Source organism: Fibrobacter succinogenes subsp. succinogenes S85 (genome assembly GCF_000146505.1).
GTDB lineage: Bacteria > Fibrobacterota > Fibrobacteria > Fibrobacterales > Fibrobacteraceae > Fibrobacter > Fibrobacter succinogenes.
The window spans coordinates 2,083,632-2,102,446 of record NC_017448.1; the positions used below are offsets into that span (position 1 = coordinate 2,083,632).

14 protein-coding genes are annotated in these 18,815 nt (G+C 51.3%); 10 read left to right on the forward strand and 4 right to left on the reverse strand.

The genetic code is table 11. The features are described from left to right. Positions 1 to 9 precede the first annotated feature (9 nt). The 3 genes from FSU_RS08500 to FSU_RS08505 are packed head-to-tail and all read left to right on the forward strand — an operon-like array spanning position 10 to position 2,360. Entirely contained in the window at positions 10 to 1,347 is a 1,338-nt protein-coding gene (locus FSU_RS08500) for an ATP-dependent 6-phosphofructokinase (protein ID WP_014546029.1), read from the forward strand. A gap of 21 nt (positions 1,348 to 1,368) precedes the next feature. Beyond that, positions 1,369 to 1,512: a hypothetical protein gene (locus FSU_RS16315; protein ID WP_015731986.1), complete on the forward strand. Its 144-nt coding sequence runs from the start codon at positions 1,369 to 1,371 to the stop codon at positions 1,510 to 1,512. 8 nt (positions 1,513 to 1,520) lie between these two features. Beyond that, positions 1,521 to 2,360 (forward strand): hypothetical protein, encoded by an 840-nt coding sequence (locus tag FSU_RS08505; protein ID WP_014546030.1) that lies wholly within the window; start codon positions 1,521 to 1,523, stop codon positions 2,358 to 2,360. Between the two features lie 119 nt (positions 2,361 to 2,479). Here FSU_RS08505 and pta read toward each other — a convergent pair whose 3' ends face one another. Then, entirely contained in the window at positions 2,480 to 3,883 is a 1,404-nt protein-coding gene (gene pta, locus FSU_RS08510; protein ID WP_014546031.1) for a phosphate acetyltransferase, read from the reverse strand. 308 nt (positions 3,884 to 4,191) lie between these two features. Between pta and FSU_RS08515 the strand changes: the two genes are divergently transcribed. Further along, on the forward strand, positions 4,192 to 8,061 hold the full coding sequence (locus FSU_RS08515) for a fibro-slime domain-containing protein (RefSeq protein WP_244263742.1): 3,870 nt from the start codon (positions 4,192 to 4,194) through the stop codon (positions 8,059 to 8,061). 205 nt (positions 8,062 to 8,266) lie between these two features. Then, positions 8,267 to 12,061 (forward strand): fibro-slime domain-containing protein, encoded by a 3,795-nt coding sequence (locus tag FSU_RS08520; RefSeq protein ID WP_015731987.1) that lies wholly within the window; start codon positions 8,267 to 8,269, stop codon positions 12,059 to 12,061. Positions 12,062 to 12,202: 141 nt separating this feature from the next. Here FSU_RS08520 and FSU_RS08525 read toward each other — a convergent pair whose 3' ends face one another. Next, positions 12,203 to 13,738: an Rne/Rng family ribonuclease gene (locus FSU_RS08525; protein WP_014546034.1), complete on the reverse strand. Its 1,536-nt coding sequence runs from the start codon at positions 13,736 to 13,738 to the stop codon at positions 12,203 to 12,205. 387 nt (positions 13,739 to 14,125) lie between these two features. Between FSU_RS08525 and FSU_RS08530 the strand changes: the two genes are divergently transcribed. Continuing rightward, positions 14,126 to 14,821, forward strand: a complete 696-nt coding sequence (locus FSU_RS08530) for a hypothetical protein (RefSeq protein WP_014546035.1) — start codon at positions 14,126 to 14,128, stop codon at positions 14,819 to 14,821. A 10-nt stretch (positions 14,822 to 14,831) separates the two neighbouring features. Further along, complete coding sequence (locus tag FSU_RS08535) at positions 14,832 to 15,515, forward strand: hypothetical protein (RefSeq protein ID WP_014546036.1); 684 nt, start codon at positions 14,832 to 14,834, stop codon at positions 15,513 to 15,515. A 47-nt stretch (positions 15,516 to 15,562) separates the two neighbouring features. On the opposite strand, the gene FSU_RS08540 is transcribed toward FSU_RS08535, so the two are convergent. Then, positions 15,563 to 16,381, reverse strand: a complete 819-nt coding sequence (locus tag FSU_RS08540; protein WP_014546037.1) for a M23 family metallopeptidase — start codon at positions 16,379 to 16,381, stop codon at positions 15,563 to 15,565. Next, a complete protein-coding gene (locus tag FSU_RS08545) occupies positions 16,368 to 16,649 on the reverse strand; it encodes a hypothetical protein (RefSeq protein ID WP_015731988.1) in 282 nt (93 codons plus the stop codon). The genes FSU_RS08540 and FSU_RS08545 overlap by 14 nt, the downstream gene beginning before the upstream one ends. Before the next feature lie 63 nt (positions 16,650 to 16,712). Here FSU_RS08545 and FSU_RS16320 point away from each other — a divergent pair, with 63 nt between their 5' ends. From FSU_RS16320 to FSU_RS08555, 3 genes are all read left to right on the forward strand, one after another. Next, the gene (locus FSU_RS16320) at positions 16,713 to 16,862 is read left to right on the forward strand and encodes a hypothetical protein (protein WP_015731989.1); all 150 of its coding nucleotides are present in this window, start codon (positions 16,713 to 16,715) and stop codon (positions 16,860 to 16,862) included. Positions 16,863 to 16,865: 3 nt separating this feature from the next. Next, entirely contained in the window at positions 16,866 to 17,987 is a 1,122-nt protein-coding gene (gene dnaN / locus FSU_RS08550) for a DNA polymerase III subunit beta (protein WP_014546038.1), read from the forward strand. A gap of 92 nt (positions 17,988 to 18,079) precedes the next feature. Continuing rightward, on the forward strand, positions 18,080 to 18,802 hold the full coding sequence (locus FSU_RS08555; protein ID WP_041260116.1) for a tRNA 2-thiocytidine biosynthesis TtcA family protein: 723 nt from the start codon (positions 18,080 to 18,082) through the stop codon (positions 18,800 to 18,802). Positions 18,803 to 18,815 lie beyond the last annotated feature (13 nt).

The window sequence follows — 18,815 nt, forward strand, 5'->3', positions numbered from 1 at the left end:
AGGCGCGGTATGACTCAGGACGATATCATCAAGAATCCGTTGGATTATGATCTTTCCATTGAAACCGTTGGCAAGGGCACGCTTAAGTCCCCGATGAACGGCGTTCCTTTCGTTTCGGAAAACGACAAGGTCAGCCTTACCACTGACGTCAATCTCATCTCTGAATACTTAGCGAAGGGTATCCCGGTACCTTCACTCGAAGTGGCCGGCCCTCGACAGACAATTTTCCACGACCCCGCCTGGACACGTGCAGGCATCGTCACATGCGGTGGTCTCTGCCCAGGTCTTAACAACGTGATCAAGGGCCTTGTACAAGTGCTCTGGTTCGACTACGGCGTGAGGAACATCTTCGGTATCCCGTACGGCTACCGTGGCTTGAACCCGAATTACGGTTACTCCCCCATCGTGCTTGACCCGGATGTGGTCGATGCCATTCAGGAAGACGGCGGTACGATTCTCGGTAGCTCCCGCGGCATGCAGGACCCGGCCATCATGGTCGATACGCTCATGCGACTCAACATCAACGTGTTGTTCTGCATCGGTGGTGACGGTACGCTCCGTGGCGCACATGCTATTGCCGAAGAAGTCAAGAAGCGTAAACAGCCCATCTCGATTATCGGCATCCCGAAGACGATCGATAACGACTTGAACTTGATCGACAGGACGTTCGGTTTTGAAACCGCCGTGCTCAGCGCCACAGACGTGATTACCAGCGCCCACATTGAAGCAAACGGTGCATTCAATGGTCTTGGCCTAGTGAAGCTCATGGGTCGTGACTCCGGCTTTATCGCCGCGTATGCATCGCTTGCAACAACAGTTGTGAACATCTGCCTCGTTCCCGAAGTTCCCTTTACGCTTGACGGGCTCTTCAAGGCTCTCGAAAGCCGTTACGCCAGCGGCAAGACTCACGCCGTGATCGCCGTCGCCGAAGGCGCCGGACAGGAACTTTTCAAAAACCAGGAAGAACGCAGGGACGCAAGCGGTAACATTCTGAAGAACGATATCGGTGAATTCCTGACCCACAAGATCAAGGAACATTTCGATAGCGTCGGCAAGGAAATCAACATCAAGTACTTTGACCCGAGCTACACGGTGCGTAGCATCCCGGCGAAAGGCACGGACGCCATTTTCTGCTTCCAGCTCGCAGAAAACGCAGTACACGCAGGCATGGCAGGCAAGACGGACATGGTCGTTGGCAGCATGAACAACGTATTCTCGCACGTGCCTATCGAATACGCCGTGAGCGAACGCAAGAAAATCAACCCCAATGGCCCCCTGTGGCATGCCGTTCTCGGTATCACGCGCCAGCAGGACTATTTCTCCGGCAAGGGCAAACGCAGCAAGTAATCCTTTTATTAATTTATCACCATGCTCAAAAAAGAAGAAAAAGTCATCATCCGTACCGCACTCATGGAATACCGCAATCTCTTGTTCAAGACATTCCACGGCACTGACGAAGAAAAGACTCGCATTGCCACGGTGAACAAGTTGCTCCAGAACTGGAAAGTCTAAGCGTATTCATGAGGATTACGCAGAACATTGTTTTTGCATTGCTGCTTGCGATTAGTTTCGCAAGCGCAAACGAGTACTTGCACATAGCGGATTCCTGCTATGCGGCACGTGCTTTGCGTGCAAACGGCGACAAGGCCGATGCAAAGAATGCAAAAATAATGAAGGAATCCTACAAGAAGGCGATGGAAGATTCCACCGTTTTGGAGGCCGCAACCGAAGGCTACGTGAAGACGCTGTACTTCTGCTTCCGATTCGTGCAGTTTGACGAGAAGAAGCGCCAGCTCCATTTGGATACGCTGATGGATGCAAGCAAGAGCGCCTACGAGAAGTTCCCTAAGAACAAGGAAATTGCACACGTTTACGCCTCGACGCTTTCAATGTGGGGTTCTGAACGCAATGTATTCTCGTCCATCAAGGAAGGCATTGCAGGCAAAGTCCGTGATGTCGCAACTGCAGCAGAAGACTGGCAGATTCTCGGGCGTGCGCATTTTGTGCTGCCATACGTGCCGCTGATTCTTTCGTGGCCCGATGAAAAGCTTGCAGATAAGTACCTTACGATGGCACTTGAAAAGAACCGCAAGGACATTTACAACTACTACTTCCTTGCAGACTTGCGCTACGATCAGAGCCGCTACGACGATGCCGTGGAATTTATCGTACAAGGTCTCGATGCAGGCGTGCGCCCCGGTTACATTCTTGAAGACAAGCGCGCCCGCTGGCACTTGAAAGAGCTCTGGAAGAAAATCGATTACAAGCACAGGGACAAGCTTTCGCCAAAGCACCTTGAAGATGGCGAGAACATCCGAAAAGCGATTGAAGCGCTGAGAGCGAAGAACAAGAAGAAATAATTTCTTATAAACAAAAAAGCGGACTTTAAAAGTCCGCTTTTTTGTTTGCATTTACTAGAAGGAGATGCCCGCTTAAAGCGGGCATGACAAGCGCGAAGGTTTCGCGCACTCCCAATTACTTACGCCTGGGCCTGAACAGCGGTGAGGGCGATCGTGTAGACGATGTCTTCGACGAGGGCGCCACGAGACAAATCATTCACCGGCTTTGCAAGGCCCTGGAGCATCGGGCCGATAGCGATCGTACCGTGAGCAGAACGCTGCACAGCCTTGTAACCGATGTTACCGGCAGAGAGGTCCGGGAACACGAACACGGTAGCCTTGCCAGCGACCGGGCTGTTCGGGGCCTTGAGAGCACCAACGCTCGGAACGGTAGCGGCATCGTACTGGAGCGGGCCATCGATGAGCATTTCCGGGCGGGCAGCCTTTGCAGCGGCAGTAGCGGCCACGACGAGGTCTGCATCCGGGCCCTTGCCCGAATTGATGGTGCTGTAAGAGAGCATAGCAACGCGGCTCGGGAGGCCAAAAGCCTTTGCCGTGTCATCGCACTGGAGAGCGATATCGGCGAGTTCTTCGGCGAGCGGGTTCAGGTTGATAGCGCAGTCGCCGTAGATGTAAGTCTTGTCCTTCATGCACATGAAGAACACGGAGCTCACGGACTTCACGCCCGGAGCGGTACGGATAATCTGGAGAGCCGGACGGAGCGTATCGGCAGTAGAGTGGATAGCGCCAGAAACGAGGCCATCGACTTCACCGAACTTGAGCATCATCGTAGCAAGCATTACGTTGTCAGAAAGAGCAGCGCGTGCAGATTCCGGAGTCATGCCCTTAGCCTTGCGGAGTTCCACGAGAGTCGGCACATACTTTTCAGCAAGTTCTGCGCTCGGTTCGATAATTTCGATGTTAGCCGGGAGCTTCACGCCAACAGACTTTGCGGTAGCTTCGATATCGGCCTTCTTGCCGATGAGGACCGGCACGGCGATGTTGCGTTCAACAGCGAGGCAGGCAGCCTGCACGGTACGCGGTTCAGAACCTTCCGGGAGCACAATGCGCTTCACGCACTTGGAAGCCTTGGAAAGGAGGCTTGCGCGGAACATGGCCTGGCTTACGCGGCGTTCAGCAGCCGGAGCGGCGAGGTCACCAGCAACGCACTTTTCGCAACGGAGCAAGCGCTTCGGGCAGAAGAGTTCGGCATCTTCGCCATCGGCAAAAATCTTTGCATCGAGGGCAGAGGCGAGGTCGTCGTTAAACTTGTGAGCAATGACATCGTTCATGCCCGTTGCACCTTCGACGACAACAGCGTCGACATCGTCAAAATCCTGCTTGAGGAAATCAGCGCAGATCTTTTCCATGAGCACGGCAGACTTGCCGGCCTTGATTTCAGCAACGCTATCGGCAGCATTGAAAACTTCAAGCGGCTTGTAGACTGTAGCGATGAGACCAGCCTTGGTAACAGCGTCGACAAGTTCCTGGACTTTGGCTTCCATGTTGGAGGCAGCCGTGGCAACTAGGTATACACGATTCATTTTAATCTCCAATTTTGAATTTACGAGTGTAAAGGTAGGATTTTTTTGCCCTGCGGGCAGGGGCTTTTTCTAATAACTATTGACCAACAACTAATGACTAACAGCCAATACGTTTATTTTAGTTTACAATGCCAAAATCTTTCGCAAATTAGCGCATTTTCCGATGTAACATTTCCATAAACTCTATTGACAACATAATTTTATTGTTATCTTTGGCGTTGAAAGTGTATGGGAAAACACTGTGGGATAGGGGAATAAATACTTAGGAGTCACGGATGAGGATCAGTGGGCTTTTATACAGGGTTTTGGTGTGTTTGGCGATTTTCAGTGCCTACGCATTTGCGCAGACGGTTGCTGTCGCACACATCATTTACGAGGGCAACGTCTTGTACTATGCCGACAACGAAAGCAATTTCGTGTACAAGGCCGTTGAGAAAAATCCCGATGGCACTTTCACCATCGAATTCACTAACGAACGTCTTGCTAACGGCAAGAAAGATGTTCGTCGGCTACAGTTTGGAGTAGGCTGTAACGGCAACACATGCCATACGGACCTGAGTCCAGACAACAAGCCTCTACTGGGCGAACTTTTCCCGGGGTACAAGGAAAACGTCACAGACGCTGCAAACATCGTAAAGCAGGAAGTCTGGATTGTCATCAATGAAGACAAGACATTGACGATTTCCGACACTAAACCGGTGGTCGCGGTCAAGCCCAAAAAGCATATCCGCTTTTTGACGCCGTGGACAAACACAAACGCCGTCATGTACCTCAACGATACGGAGAACTACATGAGCGCGGTGGGCTCCCCATACTGCGGCTGGTTTGAAAGCAAGGTATCCAAGCCTTCCGGCAGTGCAAACGTTTATTTCAAACAAACTATCGGCACCATGTTTGTTGGAGCCGACGGCACCACCGAAGACGAAACGACAGTCACGCCAATCAACCTAGATTCCTCCCTTGCACTAAGCGATACCATCTGGGTTGTCGCTTACCAGTACGGCGCTCCCGAAGTTCATACAAACTATCCAGGCGTCCTCGGCGAATGCCTCCCGAAGATCCTCCCGGTGATGATGTTTGACTGGTACGACGGATCCATGAACTCCGACGGTTCCAAGAACGGCCTCAGCTATGGCGATGGCGGTGCAGGCCGCACAGGCTTTGACATACGTGGAGTCCCGATGTTCGGCGTAGGCACGAGCGAAGACTTTGGCCCGGACGGCTGTAAGGGAACACCAATGACGGGAATGGTCGAAAAGCAACTCGGCCCGAACGGAGTTCCTGTAAGAGCGAAAAACTTCCCTAGCGGTTGCACAAACGCCACCCATCTCAATAACTGGTTCCTCCCCGAAGTCGTTTACAACGATGGCGTCAATTCCTACACGAACGTCACCTGCCGCGACTTGGAACTTACGCTTACCGATGACGGCTTCTGGCTCGGCCAAAAGGATGACGAAAGCCCGGAAGGCGGCCTTTTCCTGCTGGATGACTTCCGCTGGCTCGATAGCGCAAAGACCATAGAAAACCCGCACTACGATTCCCTCAGCGGTGGCGACGATATCCCGGGTTACCACAACTACGGTTTCACCATGAAGATCCAGGCCGAATTCGTCTACGTCAAGGGCCAGTACTTTGAATTCAATGGCGACGATGACGTCTGGGTATTCATTAACAACAAGCTCGTCGTCGATATCGGTGGCCAGCACAAGAAAGTCAGAAAGGCTGTCAACCTGGATACGCTCAACCTCACGCCGGGCGAAACTTATCCGTTCCACATTTTCTATGCCGAACGCAAGCGCACACAGTCGAACTTCATGATGAGAACGTCCATTGACCTGAAGGTGGAATCAAGCATGTTCCTCACGGACCACTCAACAGACTCAACGCTTATCAAGAAGGAAGTCTGGCAAAACATCCGCGAAAAGACGCTCGCCTGCGACTTCTCCTCAAATTCCGAAACCAAGCGCACGGAACGCGGACCTTCAAACTTCACACTGTTCGGAAAGAGCCTCCCAATGACGGGCGTCGCCTTGAGCAAGCTCGATACAGCCTACTATAGCGGCATCACGATTACGAACGACTTCACGATGCTCACGATCAACACGACGAACATTTCCCGCATGCAGACACTCCCGCCGGGAACATACTACGTTCGTGTTTCGCTCAAGAACAACCCGAAGGAATACAAGGATGTGTACTTCACCATCCCGCCGACGGAACTCCCGAACATCGCCTTTGCAGACATCATCGATACAAGCTACTGCTTCATTGCCGATGTCATCAAGCAGGACACGCTCTGCCTCGACAAATACTGGAGACCGCTCGGAAACGAAGCCAGCCGCGACATCAGCAGCGACACGCTCCCCATCAACTTGAACAAGGCCGAAAAGCTCTGGGCAGGCCGCATCTACCCCATCAACGTCTCCTTCGTCGAAGACTGGGCGCGTAGCTACAGCGGCATGGCCGTACAGGTTTCCACAAACGACCCGAAACTCATCCCATGCGATTCCCTCGGATCCCCGCTCCCGAATAACGAGTTCGTACTCATCGAAGGCAAAAACACATTCTTCGTGAAAGCATCCGGTGCAGTCACCAACGGGACGATTACAATTTCTTCGACGGTCGCAAAGAACAAGAGTGTCAACTGGACGAACATCAACATCGCAGAGCCGCCAGTCCCGCAAATTGAGACCGCGTTCATCTATGACAGGAACGGTGACGGCCGTGGCGACAGTGTCTGGGTAAGCTTCAACAAGCCGCTTGGCGGCAACAGCGTGCTCAACTCCATATCGTTCACATTCGGACTGACGCACTATAGCACGTCCAACATCGTCTACAACGAAGGCGACCTCACACTTTCGCTTACAGCCGATGGTGACGGATTTGGCACTTCCATTTCCACAGGTGGCGCACTGGAACCCTACAATGGCAAGATTACCGCCCAGTACACCTACACAAATCCAGAAGACCACACCGTTTCAAACTTCTCCGTGGACGGGCTCCTTGGCGACGGCATTGGTCCCGTCATCCTAGCCGCAGAAATCTCTTACACCTCCGACGGAAAGACCATGCTCACGCTCACGTTCAGCGAAGGCCTGACCTCCCTGGATCCGAGTTCCAGCCTGTTCGGCTACCGCAGCTACGGCAGCGGCTCGCTCTCTTCCATCGTCAGCGAAGCGGACTTCGTCTCGACCACCCCGGCCAACCGCTGGAAGCTCCTCTTCTCGAAGAAGGCCGTTTCGGACATCATCCCAATCGTGGGAGACTCCATACGCATCAGGCCACCTTCTGAAGGCGGTCTCGCCCTCGACCTTATCGGCATCCCGGCACATGACCTGAACCCTTGGGTACGCATCACCGGCGAACAGCGCATCACCGTGACAAGCCCTCCGGTCGTCACCATGGACAAGGACTCCCCGAACTTCGAATTGACCAAGGAAATCGTCCGCAGCGATTCTGCAACGGTCCCGATACTCGTCCAGAGCGAAAAGCCGCTCACGGCAACGCAAGTCGGTGAAATCTACGGCACGCAAGGGCATTACCTTGGCGACATGAACATGTCCGAGCTCGTTGAAAACGAAATCAGCGAAATCGCGAAAGTCGTAAAGACCGCCACGATGTACGAAGACAAGGAAGCCGTCAAGAACGGAAGCCCCTCAACCTCCGTTTCGCTTGAAACAATCATTTCCATGCTGGACCAGAAGGTCATCTCGCCCAAGGAAGCGAAGGAAAGGTTCGGATTGAGCGAAGTCATCATCAACGCTTACAACAATGAGCTCCTGAACAAAAACAACCTGCACAACTACATGCACGGCACCGATGACGATATCAAGACCATCGCCGAATCCATGGCCGACAAGACCGCCCTCAGCTACAAGACGATTTACTTCTCCAGTCTCGGACAATTCGTGAACAGCGACAGGGGCCAAATCGCCTGCAACGACGACATCTTCAAGACGGACGGCGCCAAGAACTGCCTTGGAAACGAAGGCCACCTCTACCTCGCCTGGAACATGCGCGCCAAGAACGGACGCCTCGCCGGTACGGGTGTCTACATCGCCCGCCTGGAAATCCAGCTCATCGTAAACGGCAAGAGGATCACGAAACGCACGCAGGACTTCCTCTGGGGATTCCGCCATGGAGACCTCGCGATTATCGATTTCGACATCAATCAGTAGTCAATAAGTCTACAAAAATATTCCAAAAGGCACCTTCGGGTGCCTTTTTGCGTAAAAAACGGAACTTTTCGCCCTAGATACAAAAGCAGGCCGCCCCTGTTGCACTATTCGCAATTTATTTTACAAATGGTCAAAAAAAATTTGATATAAATCACTCAATTGAGTGTATTTTCAAGATATGGGTAACATCTTCCGGGAGTCGTGGATGCGGTGTAAAAATATTGTCTCTAGTTTAATTTTCATACTCTTATGGGCAGCTATTCCGTCAATAGCGGCCGATTACAACATTACCGTCAAGGATAAAAGATCCGGTTCGCCAGCAAGGCGCATCTACGTCGTTTTGGAAAAAACGGTAGACGGAGTCACCACACCCAGCAACTGCACACAGCTAACGAGCAATGCCGACGGCACCTTCAGCGTCAAGGCAACATTGACCGCCGAAACAGAACCGAAACTGACCTTTTACACAGGCAGGACTACCTCCGGCAAATGCAACTCTGACATAGGCAGCATTTCGCCTTTGGCTGGCGCAGAACCCGTGGAAAGCGAGTTCACCATTACTATTAGCAAAAACAAGGTCGTTACACAGGCAAACGGCACAAACACCACCGAGCCCTCAACCACTCCCGGCAACGATGGCCCCGGCACGCAAACACCTGGCGACAATCCTGGCACACAGCCCCCCAGCAGACCGACCCAGCAGACTAAGCAAAAAGTGATCCGTTTCTTTGTCCCCTGGACAAACACGAACGCCATTCTCTATGTCGCAGGCGGCAAGTCCGATACGATGTCTACCGTCAAAAATTACTGCGGATGGTTCGAATCTAAAGTTACCCCGCCCGACGGCTCGTTCCAGGTCTACTTCAAGCAGACCCTCGGCTACGAATACGTCACGGACATCCATAACTCCACCAAGATTCTCCCAATTGAACAGAGCACGTTGCTTTCGCTCGATGCAGCCGCTGCCGAAGCCGATACCATCTGGGTCAAGGCAGGTAAGGAAATCGGGACCGCGACAACGGTTTACACCAAGTACCCGGGCGTCCTCGGCGATTGCCCCACCAAGACTCTCCCCGTGATGATGTTTGACTGGCTCCATGGCTCAAAGGGCGATGGTGACGGCAAAGGCAAGAACGGCGACCCCGCCAATGGCGTAAGCGCAGACTTCGGTTCTGGCGGATGCGCACACCATACCAGAGGAATGGTTCAAGAAATCCTTGGCACCAATGGCGTACCCGTACCTGCCGACCCCTTCCCAGAAAACTGCAAGATTACTACACATCTCGCTCAATGGTTCTTGCCAGAAGTCATCACAACCAAGAATGGTGTTCCGTACACAAATGCCACCTGCCGTTCTATCGAATTACAACTTCAGGGAGACGGCCTTTGGCTTGGTCAAAAAGACGACAATAGCACTGAAGGTGGCCTCTTCTTGCTCGATGATTTCGAATACCTTGATGCCGAAAAGACCATCAAGAATCCATACTTTGACAATATTTCTGGAAGAGGCAAGAAACATAATTACGGATTCACCATGAAGATCCAGGCCTCGTTTGAATACATTCCGGGCCAGTACTTTGAATTCAACGGTGACGATGACGTGTGGGTATTCATCAACAACCGCCTCGTCGTGGATATCGGTGGTCAGCACACAAAGGTCTTTGGTGCAGTGGACCTCGACACGCTCGGCCTTCAGGAAGGCGTCAACTATCCGTTCCACATCTTCTATGCTGAACGCCATACATCTCAGTCCAACTTCATGATGAGAACGTCCATTGACCTGAAGACCGAAACGAGCATTCTCGCCAAGGACCTCTCCGCAGCAGGATTTATTAATTACGAAATTTATCAGCGCGTGAGCAAGCAGGCTCTCTCTTGCGACTTCTCCGGCGTCACGACGACAGACACGGTTGCCGCCCCTTCGAACTTCACCTTGATCGGTAGCGGAGCTTATGCCACGGGCGTTGCGCTCGACAGCGTTGGCACCTGGTTTGGCGGAATCGTCATCAAGCCGAACTACACCGGATTCACCATCAATACCGAACTGATCAGACAGATGCGCACACTCCCGCCGGGAACGTACCAGTTGCGTTTCTCCCTGCAGAGCGATGAAACCCAGTACGATGAAATTACGTTCGTCATTGACCAGTACGATTCTCCTGAAATCTATTACGCACGAGTCGATAACCAAAACAAGTGGACCCCGCTCGGCACCAAGAACACCCTTACCGGAGCAATTGAAGTCGACGGAACGATTGATACGCTTGGCAAGTGGGTCAACACGCGCTATCCTGTAAACGTGATGTTCGAAGAATGGGCCACCTTTGACGATGTCGTCTACATCATCACGAACAACCCGGCAGTGATCCCCTGCGACGAGCATGGAAACGCCATTTCGTCCACCACGCTCAAGAACGGCAAGGCGACATTCTACATCAAGGCTTCCGCCGCCGTACAGAACATCAAGCTGATTGTCTCAAGTGCTGATGAAACGAAAAAGGCTATCTGGAACAACATTTCGTTCATGGAACCGCCCGTACCGCAAGTGAAGTTCGCCTGCATCTTCGACATCAACGGAGATGGCCGTGGCGACAGCGTCTACGCGAAGCTCTCCAAGCCGTATGGCGCAACGCTCATCAACAGCGCCGTCAACCTGGACTCCATCCAGCTTGAATTCGGCGAGACGTTCCCGACAATCACGGGCAACATTTCACACAATGACCTCGATAGTTCTATCGCGATTGTTTCCCCGGAAGGTGGATTCGGCACCGTGCCGTTCACCGGTGGCGCAGAAGCAGTCTACAGCGGAAAGATTACACCGTTCTGGCTGTACTCGGAAGGCGGAGTCCCGTCGACCATTAGCCTCACAAGCGATGTGACCGACTCGATTGGCCCAGTCATCACCTCCGCTGACATTTCCTATAGCGATGACGGTTCGACAAAGCTCACCCTGAATTTCAGTGAAGGCCTTGACTGCGAAGACAACATCCTAGCCAACTACTTTGTGTACTTCTTCAAGCAGACGAATACAGAACGAAACGATATCGTTCCGGACCTCCTTGCCAAAGAAAAGAAGTCTAAATGGACGCTCATCTTCAGAAGCACGACAAACGACAAGGCGAACATCCCAGTCATGGGCGACTCCATCAAACTCGTGCCAGGCGTCCACATGGACCTTCTCCACAGAAGCACGCCTGTGAACAACCCGTTCGTCCGCATTTCCGGCGAGCAGAACGTCGTCGTCACGAGCGCACCTGTGGTGACCATCGGCGAATCCGATTCTTCAAGGGCAATTATCAAGAGCCCGACTCCGACAGTCCCGAAGCTCGTCCAGGAAGACAAGCCGATGACAGCGAAAGAAGTCGCGGAATCTTACGGTTCACAGGGACATTACCTTGGCGACCTGAGCCTTTCAAGCCTTGTCAAGGACGAAGTCACGGCGCTTGAAGCGGCAGTCAAGAACTTCAACGCCGCAAGCATCGAAAAGGGCGGCCCGCATCTCGAAGAAGTCATCGCCCAAGTCGAAGCAGGCATGATCAGCATCGATAACGCCAACAAGCAATACAAACTCGGTGACGAAATCGTGAACGCCTACAAGAATGGAGTCATCAACTCCAACGATGTCACAGGCATTGCAAATGGCAATTCTTCCGTCATCGTGAAAATCACGACCGAACTTGCCAAGCAGACGACTCTTGAATACAAGACGCAGTACTTCACGAGCCTCGGCGTATTCGTGAACAGCAATTCAGGCTCGCTCTCCTGCACGGACACGCTCTTTAACGGAAGCTGCCTCGATAGCGACAATGACGGAAAGATATTCCTCGCATGGAACATGAAGTCAAAAAGCGGCAGATTGGTCGGTACGGGCGTCTACATTGCAAGACTCACGTACAAGATCCGAATCGGAAGGACCGTTGTTATTGACCGCACGCAGGACTTCCTCTGGGGTGTGCGCCACGGCAAGACGAAGGGATTCACCATCGGACTGGACTACTAGAATTTCGTTCTCTCTAAAAGGCGCCTGCAATGCAGGCGTCTTTTTTTGTGCGGAATTTTAAGGATAAAAAAAGTCCCGGCCAAGCCGGGACTTTTTTGCGTTTAACACGCTAATGCCATCGCGAGATTCGCGGACGACAACTTATGCGAAGTTGTACAGGTCCGTGATGTCTTCGTTATTCTTGTCGTACATCCAGAACTGGTTGATGTGTGCATATTCATCTTCCACGAGGGAAATCTTGATGTTATGCTTGTATTCCAGATAGTTGAACATACGGTTCAAGTCCTTGCAAAGCACATCGATGACCGGAGCGCTCACGACGAGAGTGACTTCGCGGAGACGGCCCTTGGTATGGGCGCGAGCGAGCCAACGATCGATCATGCCGAGTGTCGATTCGAGCGTTGCAATGCGGCCACTGCCGTTGCAAACCGGGCAGCATTCGGTCTTTTCGGTCATCAGGTTCACGCGGACGCGCTTACGGGTGACTTCCATGAGGCCGAACTGGCTGATCGGGGCTGGGCTAATCGGGGCCTTGTCGCGGCGGATTGCCTTGCGGAATTCCTGATAGACGGCTTCGCGGTCTTCATCGGTTTCCATATCAATGAAGTCGATGATGATGAGGCCGCCCACATCGCGGAGGCGCAGCTGCTTTGCGATTTCGTGGCAAGCATCGAGGTTTGTTTCGAGAATGATCTTGCCCTGGTCCTTGCCATGAACCTTCGGACCGGTGTTCACGTCGATAGAGACGAGAGCTTCGGTCTGTTCGATGACGAGGTTGCCACCGCGCGGAAGCGGTACCTGACGCTGCAAGGAGCGAGCGTAGTCGTTTTCAATCTTGAAGTATTCAAACAAGCTTTCGCTAGAGCTCCAGAGCTTGACCTTGTCGAGCTTATCCGGAGAGAGAACCTTCAAGTAATCACGGAGAGCAAAGTACTCGTCGCGGTTGTCGATATACACGTAGTCCGTGTTGTCGCCGAAGTATTCGCGAACCGTCTGTTCGATGGAATCGGATTCTTCGTAGATGCAGGTCTCGGGCGGCATGGTTTCGAAGTTGTACTTCGTCTGTTCCCACTTGCTTTCGAGTTCGCGCATCTGCTTGTTGATTTCGAATTCGGATTCGTTGAGGCCGTTGGTGCGGACGATGTAGCCCACATCGCGGCCCTTAAGGCGGCGTACGACCTTCTTGAACTCGCGGCGCTTGACCGGATCGCGTTCACGCTTGGAGACGCCGACGAAATTTGCACCCGGCATGCAGACCAGGAAGCGGCCAGCAAAGCTCAAGTGTGTCGTCAAACGAGCACCCTTGGTGCTAATCGGTTCCTTGACCACCTGCACCATGATTTCTTGGCCTTCCTGGAGAATTTCGTCGATCGAAATTTCCTTGGAGGCATCGCCTTCATCATCATCGTCACCATATTCGCGGCGCAACAGTTCGTTGCGGTCCATGGCGTCTTCCTGATGCAAAAAGCCAGCCTTCTCAAGACCAATGTCAATGAATGCCGCCTTGAGTGCGGGGAGCACCTTCTGAACGACACCCTTATAAATATTGCCCAGAACTCGATTAGAGGAAACACCTTCAACAACCAATTCCGCAAGTTCGCCATCTTCCATGATAGCGATGCGCTTTTCGTACGGCGTTTTGCTAATCAAGATTCCGCGCTTACACTTATTTGCCATTAAAACTCCTAAAGGGTAAAGCAAAACTTGATAGAAATCCCCAAGACCAGTCCAAAAGTATGGACCGTGTCCGAGCTCCCGATGTTTCTTGACGGAAAGTACCGCCCGCCTGCAAAGCAGAGCCTGGGGACCTTAAATATAATAAGTGGTTGGTGGTTAGTGGTTAGTGGTTAGTGGTTAGTGGAAATATGGGGAATTTGGAAGTAGGAGAGATTAGTTGGCAGTTGGCAGAACTTAGTTGGCAGTGGGAAGAGTTTAGAATTTAGGGACGTCATCCTGACACCGTAGGTGGAAGGATCCAGTAAAGTTAGGCGAGAGACGAGAGACGAAAGACGAGAGAAGGAAAAATGTGGGTAATGGAGTAGGAAGAAATTATATTTATCTGCGATGAATCAAAAACCGTTTCCAACAGACAAAGCATCCTTAGAAAAGTACGAGAAGCGAGTTCAAAACTTCACGTTCGGACGACTCGAAAAAGAATGGGAAATCGTCAAAGACGATCCGACGCCGGAACGCAGAGACATCGTTGCCATGGAACTCCGCGAATGGGAGAAAATGCGAAGCGAAGCAAATCACGACTTCACAAAGTACATGCTTCTCCTTTATTGCGTAGGAGGCGTGTGCGCAACCGAATACCTTTACTTGTTCGTAGGCATTATCAAACGAATACTTGGCGCCCCTCCGCATCCAGAAATCCAATTTACGGATTACCTTCCCTATTTTCCATATTCTTGCGCCATCGTCTGCTTAACATTTTGCATTTATTCCGTTTGGAACGAAAAGAAAAAAAATTTTATTGACAAAATAAAAGAATTTGGTCATACCGTAATCACAGAAGTAATTTCCGTCTTTTTCACTGCAAACGGTCTTGTCGGGCTTATTTTTGGTAGCTATTACGGATTTTTCGTAATGCCGGGACCGATTGTTTCGCGCATCATTTCAGGCATCATCATCATTTTGTCCGTCTTCTACTTCTATAACCATCAGGCTGACAAGTACAAAGGAATATTATTCAAGAATTCAATTCCTTTATTATTGATTTCGCTTGCCTTGGAACAAATCGGGCGACTGACAATTTTGTAAATTCATTTACATGCAAGAAGAAAAGACTCAAGCCGAAGAATCTCTGGAAGCGTTCACAAAACGCATTCACAAACTCTCGTACGATGAGCTTTATGACGAGCTCGACGCCGCCGAGAAAGCAGAATCCGAAGAACGCATTGCAATCGTCGAAAAACGGATTGACGAACTTGAGCCGATTGAGCAAAAGAAAAAGAAACTCCAAAGAGAGAAGGAAAATTTCAAGCTCGCCTTGGGATATTGGCCTCTAGGCACTGCTTTTGGTGGAATTTATGTAACAAGGCAAATCGCTTATTACCTTCAAAACAAGCAGTTTGGTTCAACGGAAGCACTGAAAACAATCAATCTCACCGAATTATTGCCATACGTTCCTTACGTAAGCACTATCATCGGTATACTTATAGTTTATTCATGGAGCTATCTGCGCCGGAAGAAAAGAACTTTAGACTTGGGGATTACCGGACTTTGCTTATCCAAGGCTGTAATAGGCTTGCTCTATGGAAGCTACCCCGGATTTTTCATAACACCGGGAGCCTTTCTTTCGCGAGTTATCGCCTGTATTGTCGCCACACTTTCGTTAGTATTCATGTACAACGTATTCACGAAAAAACGCACCGGCATTTTTTACGATAACGCATGGCCGCTGCTATTGATAACTATTGCCGCAGAACAAATCGGCTGGCTGGAATATTTGTAATTAGCACAAGTGCGTAGGCGGTGCGCCTGCGCTGTTGCGAATAGCGACTATTTTGTTATAAAGTAATCTTCAGGGTTGACAGGGACACCGTTCACGCGAATTTCGTAATGGAGTCCAAGACTCGACTGGAGGCCGCTCTTGCCGATAAGGGCAATCGGATCGCCACGGCGAACTTTGTCTCCCTTTTTCACAAGCGTTTCACCGAGATGCGCATAGAACGTCTTCACATGCTCCAGGTGTTCAATTTTCATTGAAAGCCCAAAGCCACGATGCTTGCGGACTTCAACAACTTCACCCGCGCCAGGCGCATATACAGTATCGCCTTCGGCAGCCAAAAAGTCAACTCCACGATGCGGGAGTTCCTGGTCCGTGAACGCATCAAAAACCATTTCAAAACGGCTCTTGATGTCGTGATGGTTCTTGAGCGGGTGCAAAACCGGAACATGGGCCGCAAGCGCCGAATCCGCCTCAAGCTTGTTGAGAGTCTTACGGAACGTTGACCTCATTGCATGCAAATTCTTTTTCGGAGCGTCATCATCGGTAGTATTTTCAAGCGTAAAGCCAAGGCCGCCCAGTTTCAGGGAGCTGTCACGGACAACGCGTGTTTCTTCAATCTTCAAAATTGTCGTATCAACCACCGTGCGGATTTTCTTGATCTCGTCCTTGATGACAGAATTCTGGTGATAGACTTCCATCAAGTTGCCATTCGACAAGTTTTCCACAATCTGCACCGGCGAGAACATGATAAAGCCCAAGATTGCGCAAATAGTTAGTATAAAGTAAACAACAGCACGCCTTACGGAAAAAGTGACCGTTTTTCCGCGCGATTCCTTGTTCGGATAAAGATGGACCTCAAGCTTTTTCACTAGGACCTTCAGCCTTGTTCAGTTTCTGTTCGAGCTCTGCGACTTGCTTTTTGATTTCAAAGATGGCGCCCACCGCTTCGACGGCAGCCGTATCATCCTTGATAGAGTCCAGACGGCCTTCCTGAATAGCTTCGTAGACTTTCTGACCGAGCAACTGGAACTTGCTTTTGAGCTTGGACTGCACCATAGACAACTCAACGCGGGTAAGTACGTTAGACGCACAGTCCTTTGCTGTATTTTTCAGCTTATTTAGAGTTTTTTCGTTCATAACACCTTTCGACCTGCCTTTAAAATAGTAGATTTTTCGGTATAAAACAACGGAGATTTTCCTATGAGTCGTAGCGATCGCAGAAGAGCAAAGCAAAACGTCAAAAATTTCGTTCCAAAAAAGTCAAATGCGCTGGATAAACGAGTCATCGTGCTCCTCGCAATCATCGTCGTTGTATTTTTCGTAGGAACAATGATCATCCAGAGAGGCTAATTCATGAAGTTTACGATCCAAAAAAATGTGTTGCAGGACGCACTGCAGGCAGCGATTAGCGCCGTCCCGAACAAGTCCACCATCCAGATCCTCAACAACTTTTCGCTCCGCCTCGAAGGGAACTTCCTCGAAGTGAGCGCTACCGACCTCGACCTCGGTATCAGGGTCAAGGTGGAAGTGCAGGGCGAACGTGATGGTGCAGTCGTCATCAACGCACGTAAGCTGTTCGACCAGGTGAAGAGCCTCGTAGACCCGAGCATCACGAACATCACTTTTGACGCTCAGGATTATTTGGTCAAGATCCAGTGGAGCGAACGCGGTAAGGCAAGCATCATCGGCTTTGACGCCAACGACTTCCCGCCGTTCCCGGAAATTGAAAATGGCGAAACGTTGAACATCGCCGCAAGCGAACTTGCATTCCTCGCCGAAAAGACATTGTTCGCCACTTCTACCGACTCCACACGCTTGAGCTTGAACGGTGTGTTCCTCGAAGCAAAGGACGGCAAGATTTCCATGGTCGCAACAGACGGTCACCGCTTGGGCCGCGCAGCTATTGACCAGGAAGGCGCAGAACTTTCGAACGGCGTCATCATCCCGCACAAGGCTTTGCAGCACATCTTGCACATGGCTAAGGGCGATTCCACGGTTGAAGTCCGTACCTCTGCAACGCACATCCTCTTCAACACGGGTTCCATCCAGGTCATCTCGAAGCTTTACGAAGGACCGTATCCGAGCTACCGCTCTGTGATCCCGCAGCAGTTCGAACGTACCGCACAGGCCAACACCACGGAATTCCAGAACAAGATCCGCAGCGTGATTTCCATGGCTAACGCACGTACCCGCAAGATCCGTTTGCAGTTCGACGGCAACATCCTCGAACTCAGCGCAACGGACCCGGATGTCGGCGGCGATTCTCGCGAAGCACTCGCTATCACGCACAACGGCGAAGGCAGCTTCTGCATTGGCTTCAATGGCCAGTTCCTCGCAGAAATCCTCGGCATGTGCAAGAGCGAAGAAGTCATCATGAAGATGAACAACCCGCTTGGCGCCTGCATCATCGAGCCGGTTGGCGAAAACATGAACTTCTCGTTCCTGTTGATGCCGACGCACCTCACCGACAACTAATCGTAGTTCGGAAAGATTTAAGGGCTCTCGCGAGAGAGCCTTTTTTAGTGGGAATGTATAGGGAACCGCCGCAGACTTTGAATAAAGTAATTATGTCAAGTCAAATTCGTAAACGAGTCAATAAAAAAATCACGAAAGCCATTCACGACTTCAACTTGATTGAAGACGGCGACCGCGTGCTCATCGCAACAAGCGGTGGCAAGGATTCTAGCGTGCTGTTGATGGAGCTCGCCGCGCGACTCGGCAAATTCGGACCAAAATGCGAACTTGCCGCCATCCACATTCAAAGCGATTTTGCAGACAAGGCTCCTCGCGAATTTTTGCAGCGCATGGCTGAAGAATATCCGCAAGTGCCATTTTACTTTAAGGACGTCGCCGTAGAAGCTCGCCTCAAAGAAGGCCGCAAGTTGAACTGTTACTGGTGTAGCACGCAGCGCCGCACAGAGCTTATCAAGTTCGCGAGCGAAAACAACTTCAATAAAATTGCGCTCGGGCATCACATGGATGACATCGTCGAGACGCTTCTGATGAACATGCTATACAAGGGCGAGTTCAGCGGGATGCCGCCAATGGTGCCGTACGAAAAGTATCCGTGTAGCATTATCCGCCCGCTCTGCTACTGCGAAGAAAGCGAAATCATCGCCTATGCCGAAGATGCGGACATTCGCAAGTTCACCTGTACCTGCGAATTCTCGAAAGCAAGCCACCGCAAGACCATCCGCGAAGAAATCAAGAGCTTGACGAAAGGAAGCTCCACACTCAAGGCAAACTTGTTCGAAAGCATGCGGAATATCAGGATGGACTATTTATTGTAAGACCGCTTTATTG